The organism is Beijerinckia mobilis (assembly GCF_000745425.1).
Lineage (GTDB): Bacteria > Pseudomonadota > Alphaproteobacteria > Rhizobiales > Beijerinckiaceae > Beijerinckia > Beijerinckia mobilis.
Genome location: NZ_JQJH01000017.1, coordinates 63566 through 83175, shown reverse-complemented (window position 1 = coordinate 83175; position 19610 = coordinate 63566). Strand labels below are relative to the sequence as shown.

Annotated in this window: 19 protein-coding genes; 2 read left to right on the top strand and 17 right to left on the bottom strand. The window is 55.3% G+C overall.

Translation table 11 applies throughout. From position 1 onward, the window contains the following. Window positions 1-295, top strand: a 295-nt coding sequence (locus DL88_RS13490; protein ID WP_034996948.1) for an IS5/IS1182 family transposase, incomplete at its 5' end; no start/stop codon positions are given. On the opposite strand, the gene DL88_RS13485 is transcribed toward DL88_RS13490, so the two are convergent. From DL88_RS13485 to DL88_RS13435, 12 genes are all read right to left on the bottom strand, one after another. Beyond that, entirely contained in the window at window positions 285-851 is a 567-nt protein-coding gene (locus DL88_RS13485) for a hypothetical protein (protein ID WP_156971101.1), read from the bottom strand. The two genes, DL88_RS13490 and DL88_RS13485, sit on opposite strands and share 11 nt — an antisense overlap. 22 nt (window positions 852-873) lie before the next feature. Continuing rightward, the gene (locus tag DL88_RS20370; protein WP_156971100.1) at window positions 874-1473 is read right to left on the bottom strand and encodes a hypothetical protein; all 600 of its coding nucleotides are present in this window, start codon (window positions 1471-1473) and stop codon (window positions 874-876) included. A gap of 2 nt (window positions 1474-1475) precedes the next feature. After that, a complete protein-coding gene (locus DL88_RS13480; protein WP_051955974.1) occupies window positions 1476-1832 on the bottom strand; it encodes a phage tail protein in 357 nt (118 codons plus the stop codon). Next, a complete protein-coding gene (locus DL88_RS20970) occupies window positions 1829-2170 on the bottom strand; it encodes an HNH endonuclease (protein ID WP_280949208.1) in 342 nt (113 codons plus the stop codon). The genes DL88_RS13480 and DL88_RS20970 overlap by 4 nt, the downstream gene beginning before the upstream one ends. Before the next feature lie 5 nt (window positions 2171-2175). Beyond that, entirely contained in the window at window positions 2176-2775 is a 600-nt protein-coding gene (locus DL88_RS13470; protein WP_034996940.1) for a hypothetical protein, read from the bottom strand. Window positions 2776-2788: 13 nt separating this feature from the next. Continuing rightward, a complete protein-coding gene (locus tag DL88_RS13465; RefSeq protein ID WP_034996938.1) occupies window positions 2789-3271 on the bottom strand; it encodes a hypothetical protein in 483 nt (160 codons plus the stop codon). A 61-nt stretch (window positions 3272-3332) separates the two neighbouring features. After that, the gene (locus DL88_RS13460) at window positions 3333-4898 is read right to left on the bottom strand and encodes a phage major capsid protein (RefSeq protein WP_034996936.1); all 1566 of its coding nucleotides are present in this window, start codon (window positions 4896-4898) and stop codon (window positions 3333-3335) included. Then, on the bottom strand, window positions 4895-5224 hold the full coding sequence (locus DL88_RS13455) for a gene transfer agent family protein (RefSeq protein ID WP_034996934.1): 330 nt from the start codon (window positions 5222-5224) through the stop codon (window positions 4895-4897). The genes DL88_RS13460 and DL88_RS13455 overlap by 4 nt, the downstream gene beginning before the upstream one ends. Further along, on the bottom strand, window positions 5217-6443 hold the full coding sequence (locus DL88_RS13450; protein ID WP_156971099.1) for a phage portal protein: 1227 nt from the start codon (window positions 6441-6443) through the stop codon (window positions 5217-5219). The genes DL88_RS13455 and DL88_RS13450 overlap by 8 nt, the downstream gene beginning before the upstream one ends. A gap of 88 nt (window positions 6444-6531) precedes the next feature. After that, a complete protein-coding gene (locus tag DL88_RS13445; protein WP_156971098.1) occupies window positions 6532-8274 on the bottom strand; it encodes a tyrosine-type recombinase/integrase in 1743 nt (580 codons plus the stop codon). A 437-nt stretch (window positions 8275-8711) separates the two neighbouring features. Then, window positions 8712-9797 carry an AbrB family transcriptional regulator gene (locus tag DL88_RS13440; protein WP_051955972.1) on the bottom strand — a complete coding sequence of 362 codons (1086 nt, stop codon included), beginning with the start codon at window positions 9795-9797 and terminating at the stop codon, window positions 8712-8714. A gap of 1 nt (window position 9798) precedes the next feature. Beyond that, window positions 9799-10392 carry a hydrolase gene (locus tag DL88_RS13435; RefSeq protein ID WP_245270844.1) on the bottom strand — a complete coding sequence of 198 codons (594 nt, stop codon included), beginning with the start codon at window positions 10390-10392 and terminating at the stop codon, window positions 9799-9801. 100 nt (window positions 10393-10492) lie between these two features. Between DL88_RS13435 and DL88_RS13430 the strand changes: the two genes are divergently transcribed. Beyond that, window positions 10493-11167, top strand: a complete 675-nt coding sequence (locus DL88_RS13430; RefSeq protein WP_034996928.1) for a TetR/AcrR family transcriptional regulator — start codon at window positions 10493-10495, stop codon at window positions 11165-11167. 20 nt (window positions 11168-11187) lie between these two features. Here the strand turns inward: DL88_RS13430 and queD are convergent, their stop codons facing one another. From queD to addB, 5 genes are all read right to left on the bottom strand, one after another. Beyond that, the gene (gene queD / locus DL88_RS13425) at window positions 11188-11544 is read right to left on the bottom strand and encodes a 6-carboxytetrahydropterin synthase QueD (RefSeq protein WP_034996926.1); all 357 of its coding nucleotides are present in this window, start codon (window positions 11542-11544) and stop codon (window positions 11188-11190) included. Continuing rightward, complete coding sequence (gene queE / locus DL88_RS13420) at window positions 11541-12176, bottom strand: 7-carboxy-7-deazaguanine synthase (RefSeq protein WP_034996924.1); 636 nt, start codon at window positions 12174-12176, stop codon at window positions 11541-11543. The genes queD and queE overlap by 4 nt, the downstream gene beginning before the upstream one ends. 85 nt (window positions 12177-12261) lie before the next feature. Beyond that, window positions 12262-12582 carry a thioredoxin TrxA gene (trxA, locus tag DL88_RS13415; RefSeq protein ID WP_034996922.1) on the bottom strand — a complete coding sequence of 107 codons (321 nt, stop codon included), beginning with the start codon at window positions 12580-12582 and terminating at the stop codon, window positions 12262-12264. A gap of 117 nt (window positions 12583-12699) precedes the next feature. Continuing rightward, window positions 12700-16200 carry a double-strand break repair helicase AddA gene (addA, locus tag DL88_RS13410; RefSeq protein WP_305953021.1) on the bottom strand — a complete coding sequence of 1167 codons (3501 nt, stop codon included), beginning with the start codon at window positions 16198-16200 and terminating at the stop codon, window positions 12700-12702. Further along, window positions 16197-19487: a double-strand break repair protein AddB gene (gene addB / locus DL88_RS13405; RefSeq protein ID WP_034996920.1), complete on the bottom strand. Its 3291-nt coding sequence runs from the start codon at window positions 19485-19487 to the stop codon at window positions 16197-16199. Before addB ends, addA begins: the two co-directional genes overlap by 4 nt. Window positions 19488-19610: the final 123 nt, after the last annotated feature.

The window sequence follows — 19610 nt, the reverse complement described above, 5'->3', positions numbered from 1 at the left end:
CCTGATCGATTGCCTGCCGGATATCCCCGGCTGGATCGTCGGTGATAAAGGTTATGCCTCGCACGCGTTCCGCACTCTCATCCGGGATAGGGGCGCACGCCCAGCCATCCCACACAAACGCAACGAAGCGCCGGTTGCCTGCCCTGACTGGATCTACAACAATCGGTCTACCGTCGAGAACCTCTGGGCCAGATTGAAAGAATGGCGGGCTATTGCCACACGCTACGAAAAAACTGCCTGCTCCTTCCTCGGCATCCTCTGTCTCGCCGCAACCAATGAATGGATCAAGCGCTAACACACCCTAGACCTGTGCTATCCGTATAAGTGATGGTTTCGGAAGTGCTTCCGCCATAGATAATCCGCTTGAAGGTAGTGATAGCATTCGTCGTAAGGTTCTTGAGGCTTGTCGTAATCGTCCTATCTTGGAAATTATGAGTGTTTATTGTGGTAGTGTCGCTAACAGGGGTTTCTTGCAAATTGAATAAGGAATAATCAAAGCTGGTTAGTGTAATGTAGCAGGAATTTTGCCCGTTCGGCTGGATATTGCTATCAACCATCACTGCAAATTCATTCGTGTCTAAGGGTTTGATTGGCTTGATATACAGATGAAGCGGCGTGGCGATTTCAAATGCTTTTTGATCTATCTCATACGGCTTAATAATGAAGCTGTTTTGAGAATCTTCGGCGAATTTCCAGTTATTATTGAAGCCAGTTAATTCAGTAGCATAATTGGAATCAGAGTCCCTTGGCGTATTATTTCTAATTGTCGCAAAGAGCCATTCATTGGTATGGATTCTGATTTTACCTGTTCCTAGATCAGTCCATTCGTCTGTATATTGATAAAAAGTCATGTCGGATATTACCTTCTGTGTTTCATTTCTTAGGAGAAAGGATTCGTTCGATTGGTAAGCCTCTTCGCCTTCGACCATGTATCACCGCTGAACTGATACCTAATTCCGTTGCCCAATGTGATATCGATTTTGTTTCGCCGTTATATGTCAATTTGATTGATGGTTTGCCTGCCGGAATCTGACAAATCCGATTTTGTTTATGTAAGCGTAATCGTCCGACATATAAAATTTTCTCGATCGGTAGACCAAGGTGATATCGTTTCATAATCGTTGTAAGCGAAATGCCGAGAGATTCAGACCATTGTTTAGCTGTTTTGGTTTCACCCTGATATGTCAATTTGATTGGTTCTTTTTGGGGTTTTGATTCTTTCACTTCCTTGACGGGAAGTGTTCCGCTGTCAAAATCCGCAAGATATTGTATCAGGGCTGTTTGAGTCGGATTTGGCTCTAAGCCTGCGAGAGAACAGACTTTATTGAAATCATCATTTGGTTCGGTTAGCCAAATGCGCGCTTTTCGGCGAATTAGATCACTATTTTTTGCTTTGCTGGAAGTAATTGCATCTGTAAGGGCTTGGTGAATTACCGCGCACCAAAGTTGCTTCTCATTATCTAAATTATCCATGATCAAATTTCTAATGTAAATGACTGTCTGAAAGTTGCCGCAACAGAGCGATAATCGGCTTGGATGTATTTATCGGACCATTCTTCACAGGTGTATTTTGTGGGTTGTGTCTCGTCCGGCAATTGATAATAGAATGGCAGATAACCAGCACGTTCATTGAAGAAGTTTAAAATTTCCGCGCAATCATCCTGATATAAAACGTCCCACGTTAAATTTATAACCTTGCGAATATGATTTAACCCATCGGGGCTTGATTGCGTGTAACCATCACCGAAATCGGCCTTGAGCAATTTAATCTCTGGCTTGTTCTCCAAACCAATCGTTGGTTCTGTAGGCGGATTGAATGTTGGAAGAGTCATATCAAACCAGACCTTTCCATGCGCTGTTTCGTGCTGCTATGGCATTTCACACAAAGCGGTTGCCAATTTGAGCGCGACCAGAACAATTTCATGTCGCCCTTATGCGGAACGATATGATCAACAATCGTCGCGGGTTCGCAGCAAAATTTACATTTGCGATTGTCTTTCAGGAATAATTCTCGTTCGCGTTCCCATTTGGAATCGTAACCACGTTCGCGGGCTGGTAATCGTCTGCGATCGGCGCGGGCTTTTTGTTCCGCCCGCCGCGTCAGGGAACAGGGACAGGGTTCGCCGCCCGCGATTTTCAATCCGCAAGGGCAAATCCATGGGGCTTTCATCGGCATCAGGCAGTAACCTTCCTGATTTTGTAATTGCCGAAGGCCAGCCGCACTTTCTCATCAAGGGAGAGGTCTTTTCTGGCCTCTTCCTGCTTGTTTTCAGCGTCATTGCTGGCGAAAATCGCCTTAAGCATATCGATCCGGCCTTTATAGGCCGCTTCGATTTCTGGAACTGTGGCGTTTAGAGCAACCTCTGGCGTCCAGCCAAGCCAGCCTGTGGCGATCTGGAATAGCTTTTCATGGCGTTCTGCATAGGTGATACGCTCGACCTTGCTCTTTTCGTCCTGACGGGCCTCTTCCGGCTCAAATTCATCAAGGCCAGCAAGGCGAAGAACATGAGCGAAAAGGGCAGGCACAATCAAATCGAGCGTGGCACCAAGAGGTAGTTCGCCGATTTCATCGAGGAAGGCAGGAAGAGCGGTTTTATAAACCGTGCTTTCCGCGATAATATCAGAAATGATCGTGATCGATCCTTCTTGAAGGCCGGTAAGGATTTTCTGGAACCCATGTTTGCGCTCAAGACGGATCGCGGCGCGAAGAGTCGGCTTCAAATAGATCGTTTCGTAATTGATCGTGATAGTGATTTCATCCGCCGCGAGTTTCATTTGTCATTGATCCTTAAGAAGCTGCGACTTCCAAAACATCCGTATTGATGCCTAATTGGAAAATCTGCTGCACAACGTCATTCGGGCCACCAGTTTTCATCTGGTTACCGAGAGTGATCGCGCGGAAATAAAGCGTTGTGCCCGTTCCCTCTTCGGTCGCTTTGTCATCAAGGATGATCTTGAAATTGCGCATGAGACTGGATTTGCTCGCGGCGCGGCAAGCAGTCTGTCCGGCGTCCGCAGGATCATGGTTCACAGTCAATTCAAGCGTGCCAGCGTCGCGCATTCCCTGCAATTTGCGAACGCGAGCATCGCCGATACTATTCGCTTCAATCGTCTGAACCGTATCGCCGAAGTTTCCGATATCTGCGACGTTGCCGATTGCCGTGAAGGTATCGGTCGTGTAATCGGAAGCCAGCAAACCGTTATAAGTATTATTCGGAAAGGTCGCGGTTCCCACGAAAATTTGTGTGCCCGCATTACTCTTGATTGCCATAAGAAAAATCCTTTGAAAAAAAATAAAGTGTTGGGCGGGTTGAAAACCCGCCCTAAATTGATTAGGCCGAGAGGGTGAGTTTTACGAAACGATCAGGGTGCGTTACATCGCCGCCGACACGCTTTCGCGCATGAATGCGCATCTGGCCTTTCGTCGCCAGAGTATAGGGATCACGAAGGATCGAAAGGCCAACGCGATCAACAATGCGATAGCCCTGCAAATCACCAAAGACGATCGGGGTTGCGGCGGAACCAATGTTCGGCATATCCACCATTTCGACAACAGGGCGGCCAAGCAGCGTCATCGCGCCAACCGTATTCAGAGAGCCCTGAATAATATAATCGCCGTAACTGTTTTTCACCTTCCGCAATTGCGCGAGGGTGTCGCGGTTCAAAATCCAAACCGCGTTCTGTGCGTGAGCCGAAGGCAGTTTATGGTACATATCGATCAATAGATCAGAGCCAGTGCTATCCATCGAAAAGGAAGAAACGCTAAATGTAGCGATGCCGGTTGCATTCAACAGACCCTTCGGCTTTCCAACGCCATCACCAGAAAGAAATGCCATGCTTTCCGTAATGCCGAAGGATTCGGCAAGATCGGAAGCAAGCTCGCCTTCCAGATTATAGGCGTTGTCTTCCAAAAGCTGATTGGAAACATCGACATAGGTTGCCAGTTCATAAGGCTGGAAAGTAAGCTGTTCAAAGCTCATGCTTGTGGCGGTGCGATCATCTGTTTCCGCAACCCACGTTGCCGCCGTGGAAGAGACGCGGCGTGGAAGCTTGATCTCTGGAGCGCCAATGGAAACAACACGCGCATATTGCCGAACAGGGGAAAACTGGCGCAACAATTTAATTAGTTCGTTGCTGAAAACGGCAGGCGCGAGATAACCAGCCGAAGCATCATTCGCGACGGTAAGCGCCTTCACTTCATCATGCGGCATACGTTCAACGCCACGTCGAACGAAAGAACCAAAAGCCTTGCGTTCGAAATCAACACCATTATCAATATCGCGATTGCCAGAACTAACGGCAGGGCGATTCAGACGCGCTTCGATCTTATCGAGGCGGGAAGTTGCTGCCGAAAGAGCCTTGGTTTCAGTCTCAAGCGAAGCAATCTTCTCTTCAAGAGCGATAATTTCCGCGCTCTTGGTTTCAACGGCAGTGGTATCAATATTTTCGGGGTCCAATGGATTTTCCTTTATGGAAGTAATCTGCGCACCAGGATGGCAAGGAACAGAAACAAACGAGATTTCAAATAGATTGAGGGATTTAATATATCTGCCGCCACCTTGTTTTGGCGTGGCGGATTTCGTCTGAAAGCCGATCGAAAGCCCTGAAATTGCGCCTTCCTTGATCAGCGCATAGGCTTCTTTGGCTTTCGGAATGTCATTGATCAGAAGCTTGCCAGAAACTTCTAATCCGCGAGGTGTTTCCTTGATTTCGTTCCATACGCCAATCGGCTGACTTTGATCATGAGCCCAAAGCATCGGAACATTATTGGCACTCTGGAAAGCGCCTTTCAGGATCATATCGCCGACACGATCAGGTGAGCCGAAAGGCCACGCAATACCTTTGATTTCACCTTGATCTGATACGGAAAGATCAGCTTTGATTTCGAGGAAGCTCATTCCGTTGCTTCCTCTTTTTGCTTGCCAAAATACAGTGTTTCGAGGATACCGAGTGCAACCGGATAGATTTCTTTCAAAGGCCGGTCGATAACATAAGTTTCGACGAAACGAACAGATTGTTCGGGAGACATTCCGCCACCGATCAGACCAAGCCGGATTGTTTGAGCAATGTCTAGGTGCCTAAATTCGTTCGATGTTAGGCGTTTAAACAATGCGCCGATGCCGCATTCCGCAAGGTGCTCAAGCTCAAGGATCAACTTTGAAGTTAGTTTGAAAGTATGTTCCATGTCGCCAAGGAAGGCGGTAAATTGAATATCATCAGACATTAGGTGCCTGCGTGTTTGTTTGGGAAATGTTCGGATTGATAAATTCATCGCCGCCTTGATATGGCGGCAAGCCTTCGATCGCGCGAACCTCATTCGGGTTCATGACTCTGGCCGCGATCATTTGAGAATAGGATTGCGCTCGCGCCTGTAGATCAGCGCGAACAAGGGCATCGGAATCAAAACCAATGTCATATTGAGCGCGCACTGAATCATTGAAGAGCTTGAGACGAAATTCATTCTCAAAGCGAACGAACCAAGGAACCAATGTGTTCTGAACAAACTGGCGTGATAGCTCTTCGCCGTTCTTCAACGTGATATTTTCAAGATCACCAAGCAGGTGAGGCGGCACGCGGAAGACGCGGGAGATTTCCGCGATTGAGAATTTGCGAAGCTCAAGGAATTGACTATCAACAGAGCTAAATGTGAGGGCCGTGAAATCGCCGCCTTCCTCTAGGAGAGCAGTTCCACCGGCCGAAGAGCCTGTATGAAGGCTGTTCCACGAAGCCCGCATTCGGGCGATAGTCTCTTTATCGACAAGCTTCCCCGGAAATTTGAGAACGCCAGAAGGCCGCGCGCCATTAGCGAAGAGCTTGTTCGCATGGCGCTCAAGGATCAGCGCCAGACCAATGGCGTCCTGAGCAAGGCGGATCGGCGACGCGCCAATGTAAGAATCGAACGACTCAATTTTGATATGAACAATGTCGCTGAAAGGGATCACGCGGCTTTGTGAGAGTGCCGCGCCATTGGGTGTTGTCACGATCCGGTAAATTGGTTCGCCAGTGTCCAGATTGATTTCGACTTGAACCGAAGCAGGATCAAGGCGGTTCAATTCGACAGGCGAGCCATTCACGCGATTAATGAACGCATAGGCATTTCCGTGAAGCAGGCAGTCGCGTGCCATTTGTTCACGGAAAACAGAAGCGGGAGTCCAATCGTTCACCTTGTCATTCAACAGGGCTGAGACAGGATGGCTCAAAACACGTTCGGAAGCGCCGTTCGGCAGGAGAGCATAAACATAAACCGGAAGCTGCCCTATCGGTTCGGCAATGGCATTTACAGCGCATTTGACAGGCGTGCACGACATTGCCACGCGCGGGGAGACTGAAATTCCTGAATTAGACGCGGCCACGCCAAATAGATCAAGCAATGCTTGGTCTGGCGTAGCAATAGAAGCGGCCTTTTTCTCAAATAATCCAGCAATGAAATCAGTAAATGACAAAGAAATATATCCGAACTGCTATTCAATATGACAACAGTATAGCAGTTCTGATATGTAAAATGTAGCGTTCTTATCTAATTACATTTAGTCACGAACAAAGATTTTTTAATTTCAAATCGTCAAATTGTAATTGATCAATGCCTTCCTTGAGCTTTTCGACCGAATATCCGTGCTCATAAATCGAGCCAACGTCCGAATTTTTGTGGCCGGTTAATTGATCGCGAACCTCTTTCGGCACGCCAGCGATTGCCAACCCGGTTTTGAATGTGTGCCGGAATGAATAGAAATTTTTCCTTGTGTCTGTGATGCCGATATTCGCCAGATAGGTGTAATTGAAGCGACGCGGGATAAATTTCGGGAAGTGCTGATTGAGTTGGAGAGGCTTACCTGTCTGTTCACATTTCTTCTCTGCTTTCAGGCGCGCGTTGGTTCCATCCTTGAACCATTTTGGAAACAGGTGCGTCGCGCCTTTTTTGCGTAATGCCTCGACATGCTTTTCAAAACCAAGGTCGATAAGGTCTTGATGCACTGGAACAACACGATTGGATTCTGCATTTTTAAGCTCTTCCTCAATCGCAACGATCAGGATTCCCCGTTCATAGCGGATTGAATCGAGCCGCACTTGAGCAAGCTCGCTTGGTCGCGTGCCGAGATAGAGCGAACAAATCGCTGCGAAACGATCCTCGCCGGAAATGTATCCATCGAAAATTTTCTTAAGGTCGCTCGCGTCGAACGGAATGCGTGGCGGTTTCGAAGTCGCTTTAAAATCGATCTTTACGCCGGAGGCGGGATTGTCAGGAATAATATCGTTACGCTGACACCATGAAAGTAAGGTATTTAAGCGAGCAAGCCATTTGTCGTTAATGGTGCCTGGGGTGAGAAGGTCATAGGGTTGCTTGAGTGCTTGGTTTGCCTTGATCGCTTCGGGGAGCGTCTTACCGGGGAAGCGTTTTAGGGCGTGCGCGGGAGCCTCTTGAAGAGCCTTCATATAAGTCCGGACGTCCGCCCTTGTGATGGCATAAACCGGCTTGGCGAAGCCTAAATGCTCTTCGAACATGCGAACCGAAGAAATATGCTCATATTCCATTGAAGGGCTGATGCCGCGACTTTTCAGAAAGTCTGGCACGATTTCATTGAGCGGCTTAGTCGAATCTTCGGAAATGATCCGTTCTCTTAGCGGATCACCGGGAGCGGGCTTAGGATCGGTCAGGATAGGGTGAGATGGTTCACCGTTGAAAATCCCTTGGTCGCGCTCTTTCGACCTTTCCATAGCCTCTAGGCGTGCCGCCGCGAGTGCTTTCGCTAATTCTTCATATTCAGGGGTTCCGGCTTTTGCCGTTGTATGGCCGCGCTCGCGGAAATCATCGATCGCATAGCCTATTGTTGCGCCCACAAATCCTTCCTTGCGCTCATCGGTCGAAATCACGCCAGCAATGAGTTTCCGAAGGCTTGAGGCGAAGGCATCTGCAAAGCCCTGCAAAAGGTCAGGGTCGCGTTTTCCCGCAATCGCCGGATCAGCATAGCGGCGAATTTCATCCTGCCGAAGCTCTTCCCTATAAAGCTCGCGGGCCATTTGGCGCACGGTCAGGGGTTTTCCTGCCGGAACCGGCTTTTCCGGCTTGCCTTCCTCAAGTTGCTTTCGAGCGGCTTCTAACTGGTCCTGAAAATCCGCGATCACGCGATAGTGCTGCCGGATCGCGTCCATCCGATCAGGGCCGAGAGGCTTCAAAAGTTCACGCTTGCCGATGATTTCACGAAGCTGAACCGGAACAGAAAGGCGACTGAAATATCGCCCGTTCCGGTTCAACAGATTTTGAATTTGCCTAGTCAATTTTATTTTTCCAGAAAATTTGATCCGGGAAAAACTTTGTAGCAATGACTAGGGATAAAAAAGAGGAAAATTCAGGCGATTAAGGGATTTCAGGTATTTGCCATTTTTTCCAAAAATCTCCGACCGCCCGCACCACATCTGCTAAATCCCCTCTACGCAAGGCATTTAGCAGAAGGTTTCAGCTCCTGAAGCCTTAGGATGTTTCGGATATATCCGGAAACACTCCACTCAAAAATGAGAGCATTTTCAAAGTCTTGGAATTGCCAAGTGATTCTATATCTTCAAAAAATGCTCCAGGGCGTTTTCTGAAGATGTTACATCACTTTGTGGTTCTATTGTATTGAAAATGCTTCAGAAGCGATAGACCGAATGCAAGGTCTCGCCATCCATTCATGCACGCTTGTCGGCGCCTGTTCGAAAACAGTGCTTTTGGCCGCTCAAGCTTCGCATCGTTTGGCGATGTAGCGTGCGATCGCTGGGCCGGTAAAGAGAACAATCAGAAAACGCGCGATTTGCATGGCCATGACGAAGGGCATGTCGACATCGCTGGATGAGGCGATGATCGCTACCGAATCCGCGCCGCCTGGGCTCGTCGCCAGAAAGGCTGTCAGCGGATCGATACCGCCCAAAAACACGAGCAGCAGCGCGAACAATCCGCAAAAACCGATCAGGACGAAGATGGAAGCGATCACGCGCGGGGCGGCATAGAGGGCGTGTAGAAGGATCGCACGGGTAAACCGTAGTCCTATGCTCCAGCCGATGAACGCATAACTGCCGATCAGCAGCACCGGCGGCAGTTCGAGATGAATCAAGCCGAGATTTTGCAGCGTGAAGCCGCCGATGAGGGAACATAGAAACGGTCCCCCTGGGATACGCCATCGCCTCAACGCGGCGAGGCAAAGACAGAGGAAGGCGATTGTCTCGATGAGCCCCGTCCATGCGACAGGAGGAAACCAGAGTTTCGGCGCCGGCGTTTCGGCCGATTGAAGCGTCCAGAATCGGGCGACCAGGGAAGTGGTCGCGGCGACGCAGACGACACGCAAATATTGCATGAAGGCGACGAGACGCATGTCAGCGCCGAAATCACCGGCCATGAGGGTCATGGCCATTGCGGCGCCGGGCGAAGACCCCCACACTGCTGTCGTGCCCGGCAGGATTTTCCATTGGGTCAGAAGCCAGCCGAGCAGCGTGGCGACCATAATGACGGAACCAGTGCCGAGCACGAAGATTGGCCAATGCCGGCCCATCTCACCAAGAATATGCAACGAAACGACATTGGCAATCATACAGCCGATGATTCCCTGCGCGAACTGAAGCGGCAATGGCGCAAGAGCAACGGTTCCGACGAACGTGGAAACGAAGATGGCGGCAAGCAGCGGTCCGAGAAGAAATGATGCCGGCAGGCCAAGCGCATGCAGAATCAGGACGAATACGATCGAAAGGGCCAGGAGTATGGCCCATCGCAGGGACGTGGATTGCCAGGAGAGATCGGATAGAAAACTGAAGGACTTGAGAAGGGTCATCTCATTTGCTTGTAAAACACAAGCTCCCGCTTGTCACGACACGTGAGATCCGTGGAAAAATATGGCTGACGGCCATGTCATGGAGTTCCCGCGTGATTGATGTGCAGAGGTCCTCGAGCAGAAGGACATTGTAGCCGTGTTCCCAGGCTTGGCGGGCCGTCGATTCGACGCCGAAATTGGTCGCAATTCCTGCGAGGACGATGGTGTCGATGCCACGCCGCCGTAATTGCAGATCGAGTTCCGTCCCGTGGAAGGCACCCCATTGGCGCTTGGTGATGATGATATCGCCCGGTTGTTCAAGCCCCTCGGCGAAGGTGCTCCAACCGGGCGGCAAAGACCCGGTCCCTCTTGTCAGCGGCTGGTCTACGGTCTGTTTGAGGGCATCAGCGAAATCTGGCGAGAAATCGACACGGACCAGGACGACCGGTGCATGTGCTGCACGGAATTGTTCGATCAGCGGGCGCGCCTTGGCGACAATCTCCATTCCCGGTCTCGGCTCGAGGGGCATGCCGACGATACCGTTCTGGAGATCGATCAGGACGAGAGCGGTCGTTTTCGGATCAAGCATCTTGGGATCTGGGGACAATTCGGGCATGAAGGGAAAGGCTCCTGAACGCGCTCTCTTTGCAGTTCTTGAAAGCAGTTATGGGAATGATGAGATATGCGAGGATATCCTCGTAAATGGATAGTTGAGGATGGCCTCGCAAAAGTCAAGCGCCTCTACCACCGCAACGGTAGTCACAAGAGCAGCGACAGGGGCAGTTGCACCGAAACGTGAACGTGGCCGGTCGCGCGTCGCCGCCATTCTGGAGGCGGGAGCCGAGGTTTTCGCGGAAAAAGGCTATGGTGGGGCGACGATGACGGAAATTGCCGCCCGGTCGAAGACGGCGATCGGGTCGCTTTATCGCTTCTTTCCCACGAAAGAAGCGCTCGCCGATGCCTTGCTGACACGCTACGGCGATTTGATGACGGAGCGGCTCGCGGCGATCGAGGCGCGGGCGTCAGGTCTTTCGCCGTCGCAGCTTGCCGATGTGCTGGTCGATTTCATGCTGGACATGAGTGCGGACCGGGCCATCGCGCTTCCGCTCATCGAGGTGACGCAGGAGGCTGAGGAAAAACGAGCCCATATACGCGGCGCCATCAGGCGTGGGCTCGCTTCCATTCTGACGGTCCTCGACACGGGAATTACCCAGGCCGAAGCCGAAGGCCTGGCGGTCATGCTGCTTTATCTTTTGAAGGCGGTGCCGCAGCTTGCTTGTAACGGGAGCGAAGTGGATGAGCCGCTCATCGCACGGATACGGGCGCTCGTTAGTCTGTATCTCGTCAACGAGTTGCCGCACGCTCAGAGATTGGCGAATGACGCTTCCTGAAACGGAAAGGCACGCCGCGTTTACACACCATCATATTCAGCCCAGCAATCGGGCGTTTCATAGACGATGACCTTGATGAGTTGTTGCAGCGACGGCTTCACACGCTCCCATATCCAGACGGCGATCAATTCCGCTGTCGGATTATCAAGTCCGGCAATGTCGTTCAGATAATGGTGATCGAGCGTGTTCAAGAGCGGCCCAAAGGCGGCCTCGATATCGAAGAAGTCGATGACGAAACCCGAATGCGGATCGACAGGACCTTCGAGTGTCAGTTCGATGCGATAGGAATGGCCGTGCAGATTGGCGCAGCGATGGCCTTCCGGGACGTTGGGCAGGCGATGCGCGGCCTCGAAATGGAAGGCTTGTGTAATTTTCATGGAATACCGATCAATTTGTGGGTTTGCAGGCTCAGGTGCCATTGCGGATGGGCGAGGCAATAGGCCATGGCGGCCTGCGTGTTCTGCGCCCGCTTTTCATTATCCATAGGCTGAAGCCAGAAATGGCGAAAGGCGAGAGCGTGAAATTCTTGCGGATCGAGCGCGTCCTGCGGGAAAACCAGCTTGAGTTCGGATCCGGCGGTAAGTTTGAGCGGCGCCCCGGCCTTGGGGCTCACGCAGATCCAGTCGATTCCGGGCGGCGCTGCCAGCGTGCCGTTCGTCTCGATGGCGATGGTGAAGCTGCATTCGTGCATTGCGGTGATCAAGGCTTCATCGAGCTGCAGCAGCGGTTCCCCGCCGGTAAAGACTACATAGCGATGCTCGGGGCCGCCGCTCCAGGCGGCGGTAATCGCTTCTGCAAGCGCCTGCGCGGTCTCAAAACGGCCCCCGCCGGGGCCATCAGTGCCGACGAAATCGGTATCGCAGAAACGGCAGATGGCCTCCTGCCGGTCTTTTTCACGGCCGGACCAGAGATTGCAGCCGGCAAAACGGCAGAAGACGGCTGGCCTGCCGGCCTGCGCGCCCTCACCCTGCAAAGTCAGGAAGATTTCCTTGACGGCATAGGTTTTCATCGGGCGCCACCATCGGCGTGGCGCTCATAATGCAAAAAGGACCTCTTGCGAGGTCCTTTGCAAAAACGCTTGTCTGCTGCAAAGCTCAGAGCGCGCTCGAAATCCATTTCTTCAATTCGCCTTTCGGGGCGGCACCGATCTTGGTATCGGCGATCTTGCCGTCCTTGAACAGGAGCAGGGTCGGAATGGTGCGGATGCCGTAAGCACCCGAAACACCGGGATTTTCGTCGACGTTGAGCTTGACGATCTTGACCTTGTCACCGAGCTCGTCGGCGATTTCCTCAAGGGCGGGAGCGATCATCTTGCAGGGGCCGCACCATTCGGCCCAGAAGTCCACCACCACAGGAGCCTTGGCTTCCACCACGTCGGTCTTGAACGTGGCATCTGTAACTTTAACCGTGGCCATAATCGCCTCACGTCTATTTTGAGAGCCCGCGCGAAACATCGCGGGCACCTTGTCATGCTGCAAAGTAAGAAGACACACAGACGACGTCAAGCATCGCTCTGCCTTATGCCCGCCTCATTATGCCTCGAGCGCCGCGCGCAGCACGCTTTCGGAAAGCTCCCTGATCGTGCCGCTGGCGGTCCAGATCAACAATATGCGCATGGGCTTTTGCGGCCAGAGCGGTGCGAGAATCGCCCGGTAAAGTGCCATCTGCGCAAGATAGGGCTGCGGGATGAAGCCGTTTCTCGGCGCCGCGCCGGTCTTGTAATCGGCGAGGAGCACTTCCTCTTCGGTCTCGCCCAGCCGGTCGATCCGGCCGTTCACGGAAAGCACTCGGCCTGACGGCAGCGTCACTTCTCCCGCGACGGCGACTTCGGCCATCGAACGGTCGAGATAAAGGCCTCGCAACGCCGGATTTTCGATGATGGCCAGCGCTTCGTCGGTGAGGGCGGCATGGGCGCTGGCGTCGAGATAGCGCGCCTTGAGGCCGAGATAGCCGAGCGCGGCCTTGCGCCGCCGTTCGGGCGGAAGACCGGGCAGATATTGCAACAGCAGGTGGATCAGCCGTCCACGTTGCAGCGCCGTGAGATCGGCGGAAGCACCGAAACCGCCCGCTGTCGCATCGCCCAGACTGTCGGCGGCGGAAAGCGCTGTTGAAGGCCGCAGCGGTGGCCTCGCTTCTTCTTCCGGTTCCGGTTGTGTCGAGAGCCAGGACGGCAGCAGGGCTGGGAGGCTGCGTGGCTTCTCTTCCTCCGCGTCCGGCGGCGGGGTCGCATCCGCATCGGCAATGTTCCCGATGCTTTCAAGCGTCTTTTTGCGCCGCAGCCTGTCCTCGCTGCCGCTGTCCTTCGTGCTCCAGAAGGCGGCAATTTCCTCCATGTCCCAATCCGCGAGCGCGGCCTCGATCATGGAATACCAGCAGCCCTTGCCGGGACCATTCTTGCCGTGAAAACCGGCAATATAGAGCCTCTCCTCGGCACGCGTCAGCGCGACATAGAGCAGGCGGCGATGTTCATCTTCCTCATCGCGCCGCGCCGCCTCACGTGCCGTGGCGACAGCCGCGCAATCGCTTTTCGAGCCGGGTGACCACGCGAGGATCGGCGCGTCGGTCGCGTCGAGGCCGAGGGAAAAGACGAGTGGATCATGGCTCCCCGATGCCTTTGTGCAGGTATCCGGCAGAAACACGATCCTGGCTTCGAGCCCCTTGGCGGCATGGACAGTCATGACGCGGACGAGATCGGCGCCGCTTTCCATATCGCGCTTGATCGAGGGATTACGCTCGTCGAGGCCGGCGAGAAAGGCGACGAGTGACGGAGTTTCCGTCTGTTCATGGCGGAGCGTGAGGTTCAAAAATTCGTCGATCGCGTCGGCCGCTTCGGGGCCGAGCCTTCCTTCGAGCGCGCGCCTTCCCCCATCGGTGCCGAGCATTTGCGCATAAAAGGTGAAGGGGGGCAGGCCGATGCGGCCGTGCCATGTCGAAATCGCCGCCGCCGCCGCACGGTAGCGCGGATGATCGGATTGTTGCAGGGCAAGAAACAGGCTGCCCGTGCGGTTGGGTGCGAGCGCGATGAGATCCTCGTCGGTCAGGCCGATGAGTGGTGATTTCAGCACGCAGGCGAGTGTCAGATCATCTTGCGGCAGCAAGGCCGCGCGTCCGGCGGCGATGAGATCGAGCACGGCAATATGTTGCAGCACGGCGAGCCGGTCAGCACCGGCGACGGGAATACGGAGCTGCTTCATGGCGCGGATGATGGCGTCGAAAAAGGCTCCACGCTTGCGCACGAGAATCAGAATATCTCCCGGCTGGATCCGCCGGAGGCCGCCCTTTCCGTCGCTCACCCGTTCCCCCGTGCGGTCGGCGAGCAGCCGGGCGATCTTCTGCGCGACGCGCGCGGCGACGATTCCCGGCGGATCCTGCGCATCAGGCATATCGACGGGCAGGGTCCATTCCCGGCGCTCTTCGACCGCCGCCGGCTGCACCAGCGGCCAGAGTTCGATCAGTCCCGGCACCTTCGTTTTCAGCGCGCTATGCGGCATCCACGGATCATTCGCGGCGACGAGGCCCTGGAAATGGTTTTCGTGAGAGAAAATCCGGTCAACCGTGTCGAGAATGCCCGGCACCGAGCGGAACGAATCGGTCAGGCGGACATGGTCGAAATTTTGTTGTCCGTTCCGGAAAAATGTGTCGAAACGCCGCCGCATCCCGTCGAACATATGCGGCGCGGCGCCCTGAAACGAAAAGATCGACTGTTTCTCGTCACCCACGGCGAAAAAAGTGCGCCGCGCCGTGCGGCCATCGTCGGTATAACCGCTGGCAAATTCGCTGGTGAGTTCCTCAAGGATCTTCCATTGCGCTTCGCTCGTATCCTGCGCCTCGTCGATGAGAATGTGATCAATGCCGGAATCGAGCTTGTAGAGCACCCAGCGGGCATCCGAGCGTGTGAGCAATGCCCTTGTGCGTTCCACGAGATCGTTGAAATCGAGCAGCCCTTGCGTTGCTTTCATGCGGTCATAGAGCGAGAAAATCGCATCGGTGATCGAGAGCAGGGCGAGGGTGCGCGTCAGCGTCGCGGCCGCCTTTTGCTTTTCCGTCAGCGCGTCGAGCCGGTCCTGTTCGGCGGTCAGGTTTTCAAGGAGATCCGGGCGTTCCTTCACCAGATCGCTGGTGAGAAGCCTCTGGGCTTTCTTGCCGTCATTTGTGAAGAAAATTCTATGATAAACTGCCGCGCATTCCTGTGCCTTTGCTTCCTCTTTATGGATCGCATAGGCGGCGCGGAAAGCTTCGGCTCGGGTCTGGTCGGTTTTGCTACCGGTCTCCAGAAACGCCGCGATTTCCGGCCAGCGTGACGGCTTTATTCCCTCCTCGATGATGGACCTTGTGATCGAGGCCAGGTTTTCCTCAGGGCCGAGACCCAGCGCCTTGCGCAGCGAGTTTTCGCAAGGCGCGGTCCTTGCGGCGCGGGAGGATGCGCGCCGGCTCATGGCGGCGTCGATCAGCTTTTCGAAGGTCGAGTCGGAGCAGCTTTCGGTCAGGGTCTGCAAAGCGGAACAGAGCTCATGGTCGACGCCTTCAGCCAGGCGCAAGACCGTATGGCGCGCCTGTTCCAGCATGTCCTTTTGCTGATCATCCTCAATGACCGTGAAGCGCGAGGGAACATTGGCCTCGAACGGGAAGAGATGCAGAAGCCTCTCGCAAAAAGCGTGTAATGTCTGGATCTTGAGGCCGCCCGGCGTTTCCACCGCGCGAGCGAATAATTTGCGCGCAAGCTGCAGATCGGCGGCTTTCGGGTCGGGCGCGCCGATCGCCCGGATTTCCCGCCGCAACGCCTCGTCGTCGCAGCGTGTCCATTCCGCGAGCCGCCGGAACACGCGCTCGGACATATTGGCCGCCGCCGCCTTGGTGAAAGTGAGGCAGAGAATCTTGCCGGGCGAAACGCCGCGCAACAGAATGCGCATGACCCGTTGCGCCAGCACATGCGTCTTGCCGGAGCCCGCATGGGCGGAAACCCAGATGGACGTGCCGGGATCGGAGGCTTTTTTCTGTTTTTCGAGCGTGGGGCGGGGGATTTGCAGCATCATTCGCCCTCGTCGACGCCGCCGGCGGCCCATTCGGCAACACGGGCGAGATGATCATAGGCAAGCGGCCGCCCCACATATTTCGGCGCGAGCCGCGAGGCATAACCGGTCGCCGGATCGCGGAACTGGTTGAGCAATTGCTGAAGTCCGGCGAAATGCATCTCCGCGACATCGTCGAAGGTGATGCTTTCTTCCACCTCGTCAGTCGCCTCCTTTTTCGCGCTGCGTTTGGTGCTGCCTTTGCCACTGGCTTTTCCGCCCTTGGAGGCGAAATTCATGGGCTTGGCCTCGCCGCCGCTGGCGCCGCCGAGCTTGAGATAGAGACCGCCATAGGAGGCGGCCTTGCCTTTGCTCCCGAAAGCGCCGCGCCGGGCCATGGCGGCTTCGAGCGTGAGCTGTGGCGCCAGCCCGCATTGCACCTCCTTCACGGAAGGTGGTTGCCCGGTTTTGTAATCGACCAGCATGATGCTGCCGTCGTTCCAATATTCCAGGCGGTCGGCGCGTGCCGTGAGGCGAAACGATGAACCGTCGTCGAGCGGGAACTCCAGCCGGCCGGCGCATTCCACGTCGATTTGCCGGATCGCACCGCGCCGCTCGGCTTCGAAAGCGAGATAGACGTCGATCGCTTTGGCGAGGCGCGGCCATTCGAAGGCGATGAAATCGGGATCGTCCATCCTGGCCGTCAGGGCGTGGCGCAGCGCTTCCAGCAGATGGTCGCGGATGGTCGCTGGAAGCGGCCCTTCAGGATAGTCGCGGCCGCATTGTTCCAGCACCGCATGGATCGCGATGCCATCCTCGCGCCGGTCCAATGCCGCACAAAGCGGATCGAGCGGACCCAGGCCGAGAATCAATTCAGCATAGATCGCATAGGGATCGCGTTGCAGCGTCTCGATCCGCGTGATGCTCAATTGCCGTGGGCGCAAATCGAGCGGAGGCTTGGGGTTTGGACGGCCACTTGCCATGTCCGGTTTCTGGCCGGCGGGGGGCTGATCAAGGCTTTGCGCAAAGCTGAGAAAACGCGCTCCGCGCATGGTGCAGAAATCAAAGCCCGGGCCCGCGAGCGCGGCCATGCGTTGCAGAAAACGTGAGGCGATGGTTGGCGTGCTGCCACGTTTTCTGGCGCGGCTCAAAATGACCTCTCCGGCACCCATCGCCTGGGTGAAATCATGCGCGCTCTGGCCGAGCCGACGTTCCGGCGGGGTGAGTCCGAGCGCGGCGCGCATGGGGCGGTTGAGAAAAGCATCGAGTTGAGCGGCCGGGGGCCAGATGGTCTCATCAAGGCCGCCGAGCAGCATGACGTCCGCGTGCATCAGCCGAGCCTCGATCAGTCCGAGAATTTTCAGACGCGGATGGGCGCGGCGCGGTCCGCGCAGGCGCGTTTCGGCACTGACGCTGGTGAAAAACGCCGCATAGGTCATGGCGTCGAACAGAAGATCGCGTGGCGTCGCGCCGGCCAGCTCATCGAACAGAGCTTCCAGAGCCGCCACATCCTCCGATATCTCGGGCTCGTTTCGTGGTGTCGGCACTTCCTCTGGATTATCCTCGGCAGCCAGCGCGCCAAGAACCAGCCTGTGGGCCGTGATCCAATGGATGAGGGAATGTTTGCGGGTGAGCGCGCGCAGGGGCAGCAAAGCGGAACGCAGCCGCGCAAGCAGTTCGGAGAGCTGTTGCCAATCCTCCTCCGTGCAACAGGCCCGCGCCGGGTGGGCATGCCCGTCTTCGGCTTCGTCGCGGGCGATCTTCAAGGCTTTTTCAGGCTCGTCGAACCAGCGCATGGCGCGGAGCGAACGCAGGATCGTGATTTCGAACAAAGACGCGGAGGCGGCAAGTTCCGCGCGGGGAAAGCCGAGACGGACCTCGTCATTGGCGAGAAGGGCGGCGAGATCCTTCGCGCTCATCCCGCCAGTGATACAGGCGAGCGCCAGCCGTGCCAGAAGGCCGCGCGGCGAGGTGTTCAACGGGTCGCCGCCCGAATCGTCGATCTCGATGTTCCAGCGTAGAAGTTCCGTGCGTACCCGCCGGGCCAGAAGGCGGTCGGGCGTCACGAGCGCGGCGGTCTTGCCCGGCGTTTCCAGAATCTCGCGCAGGGCGATGGCGAGTGCCAAAGCTTCCTCGCGTTCATCATCGGCCTCGATCAGGGTAATGCCACGCAAAGCCTCGGTGAGTTCGAGCGGGATGAGCTGCTTTTGGAAATTGATCCATTCATCGGTCGTATCGGCGGGCCGCAACGCCTCCGATAGAAAGCGGGCGCGCAAAGCAAGCGGCGCGCTGAGGCTTCCGAGCGGGACAATATCCTCTCGCTTGATGCCGATAATGGGCAACAGCCGGGCAAAGACGGCTTGAGGATGACTAAAACTCGGGTGACTAAAACCGGAATGCCCGAAACCTTCCTGATCGATCGTCTGAAAGGCGGCTTCATCGAGATCCTGATCGACCCCGGGCAAGATGACGGCGCCGCGCGGCGCGCGGGCGATGCTGGCTAAAAGATCGGCGGTCGTCCGGTTGAAACCCGGCGAGCCGAGCGCGATAACGGGCGTATCGGTTTCTCCCTCGTCGAGCCTGCGCCTTTCACCCGCCAAAAGCAGGATGCGCCGTTTCGCTGCATCGATCCAGCCCTGTTCGGCGCAAATCTCCGGCCAGCTCTTGATGGCTATATTCAGGAAATCCAGTGTGATGCGCCAATAGGCGTCGAATTCCGGCAGGACGAGCGGATCGAGTTTCTCCCATTCGATGCCCTCGATGGTGAGTTCGTCGATCAATTGCGCGAGTTGCCCCGAGAGATGCCACGCATCCGTGATGGAACGGGCGACCGAAAAACTTTCGGTCCTGTCGTGCTCGATCGTTCCATCCGGGCTGATCCGGACAATCGCATGGCCAAGCGCCTCGGCCCATTTGAGAATCAATTCGGTCAATTGCATGCGGCGGGCGATGTCGCTCGCGGCGAGGGGAATGTCCTCTTGTGCATCGAGATCAAGCGCCGCGGCATCGAACAAAAGCGAGGTTTCGGTTTCCTCAAGGCCGCCGAAGGGCCGAATTCTCGGCAGCAGAAAGGCCCGCTGGATCGGCCGGCCGCAGGATGGCGCTGTAGAAGCACCCAGAAAATGCGCGGCGAGTTCATCGGCGAGCGCACGGGCGGCGCGGCGCGTCGGGACATAAATCGTGACTTGCGCGAGTGCGAAAGGATCGTCGAGGGAAAGACCGTTGATGATCTGGCCCGCGCGCAAGGCTTCCGCGAAGGTCTTGAGAAATGGCGTCCCCGGAGCGATGGTGAAGACATTTGGTCGGCGCATGAGGCCCACGATGTTTGGAAAGAATCCGGACCGCCCGGTGGTGCACGCCGCTGACCTGCGTGAGCAGGGGTAAGTTCTTTCGCGGCCGCGCGTTATCTGAATTTAATGGTCGCCGATGGCGTA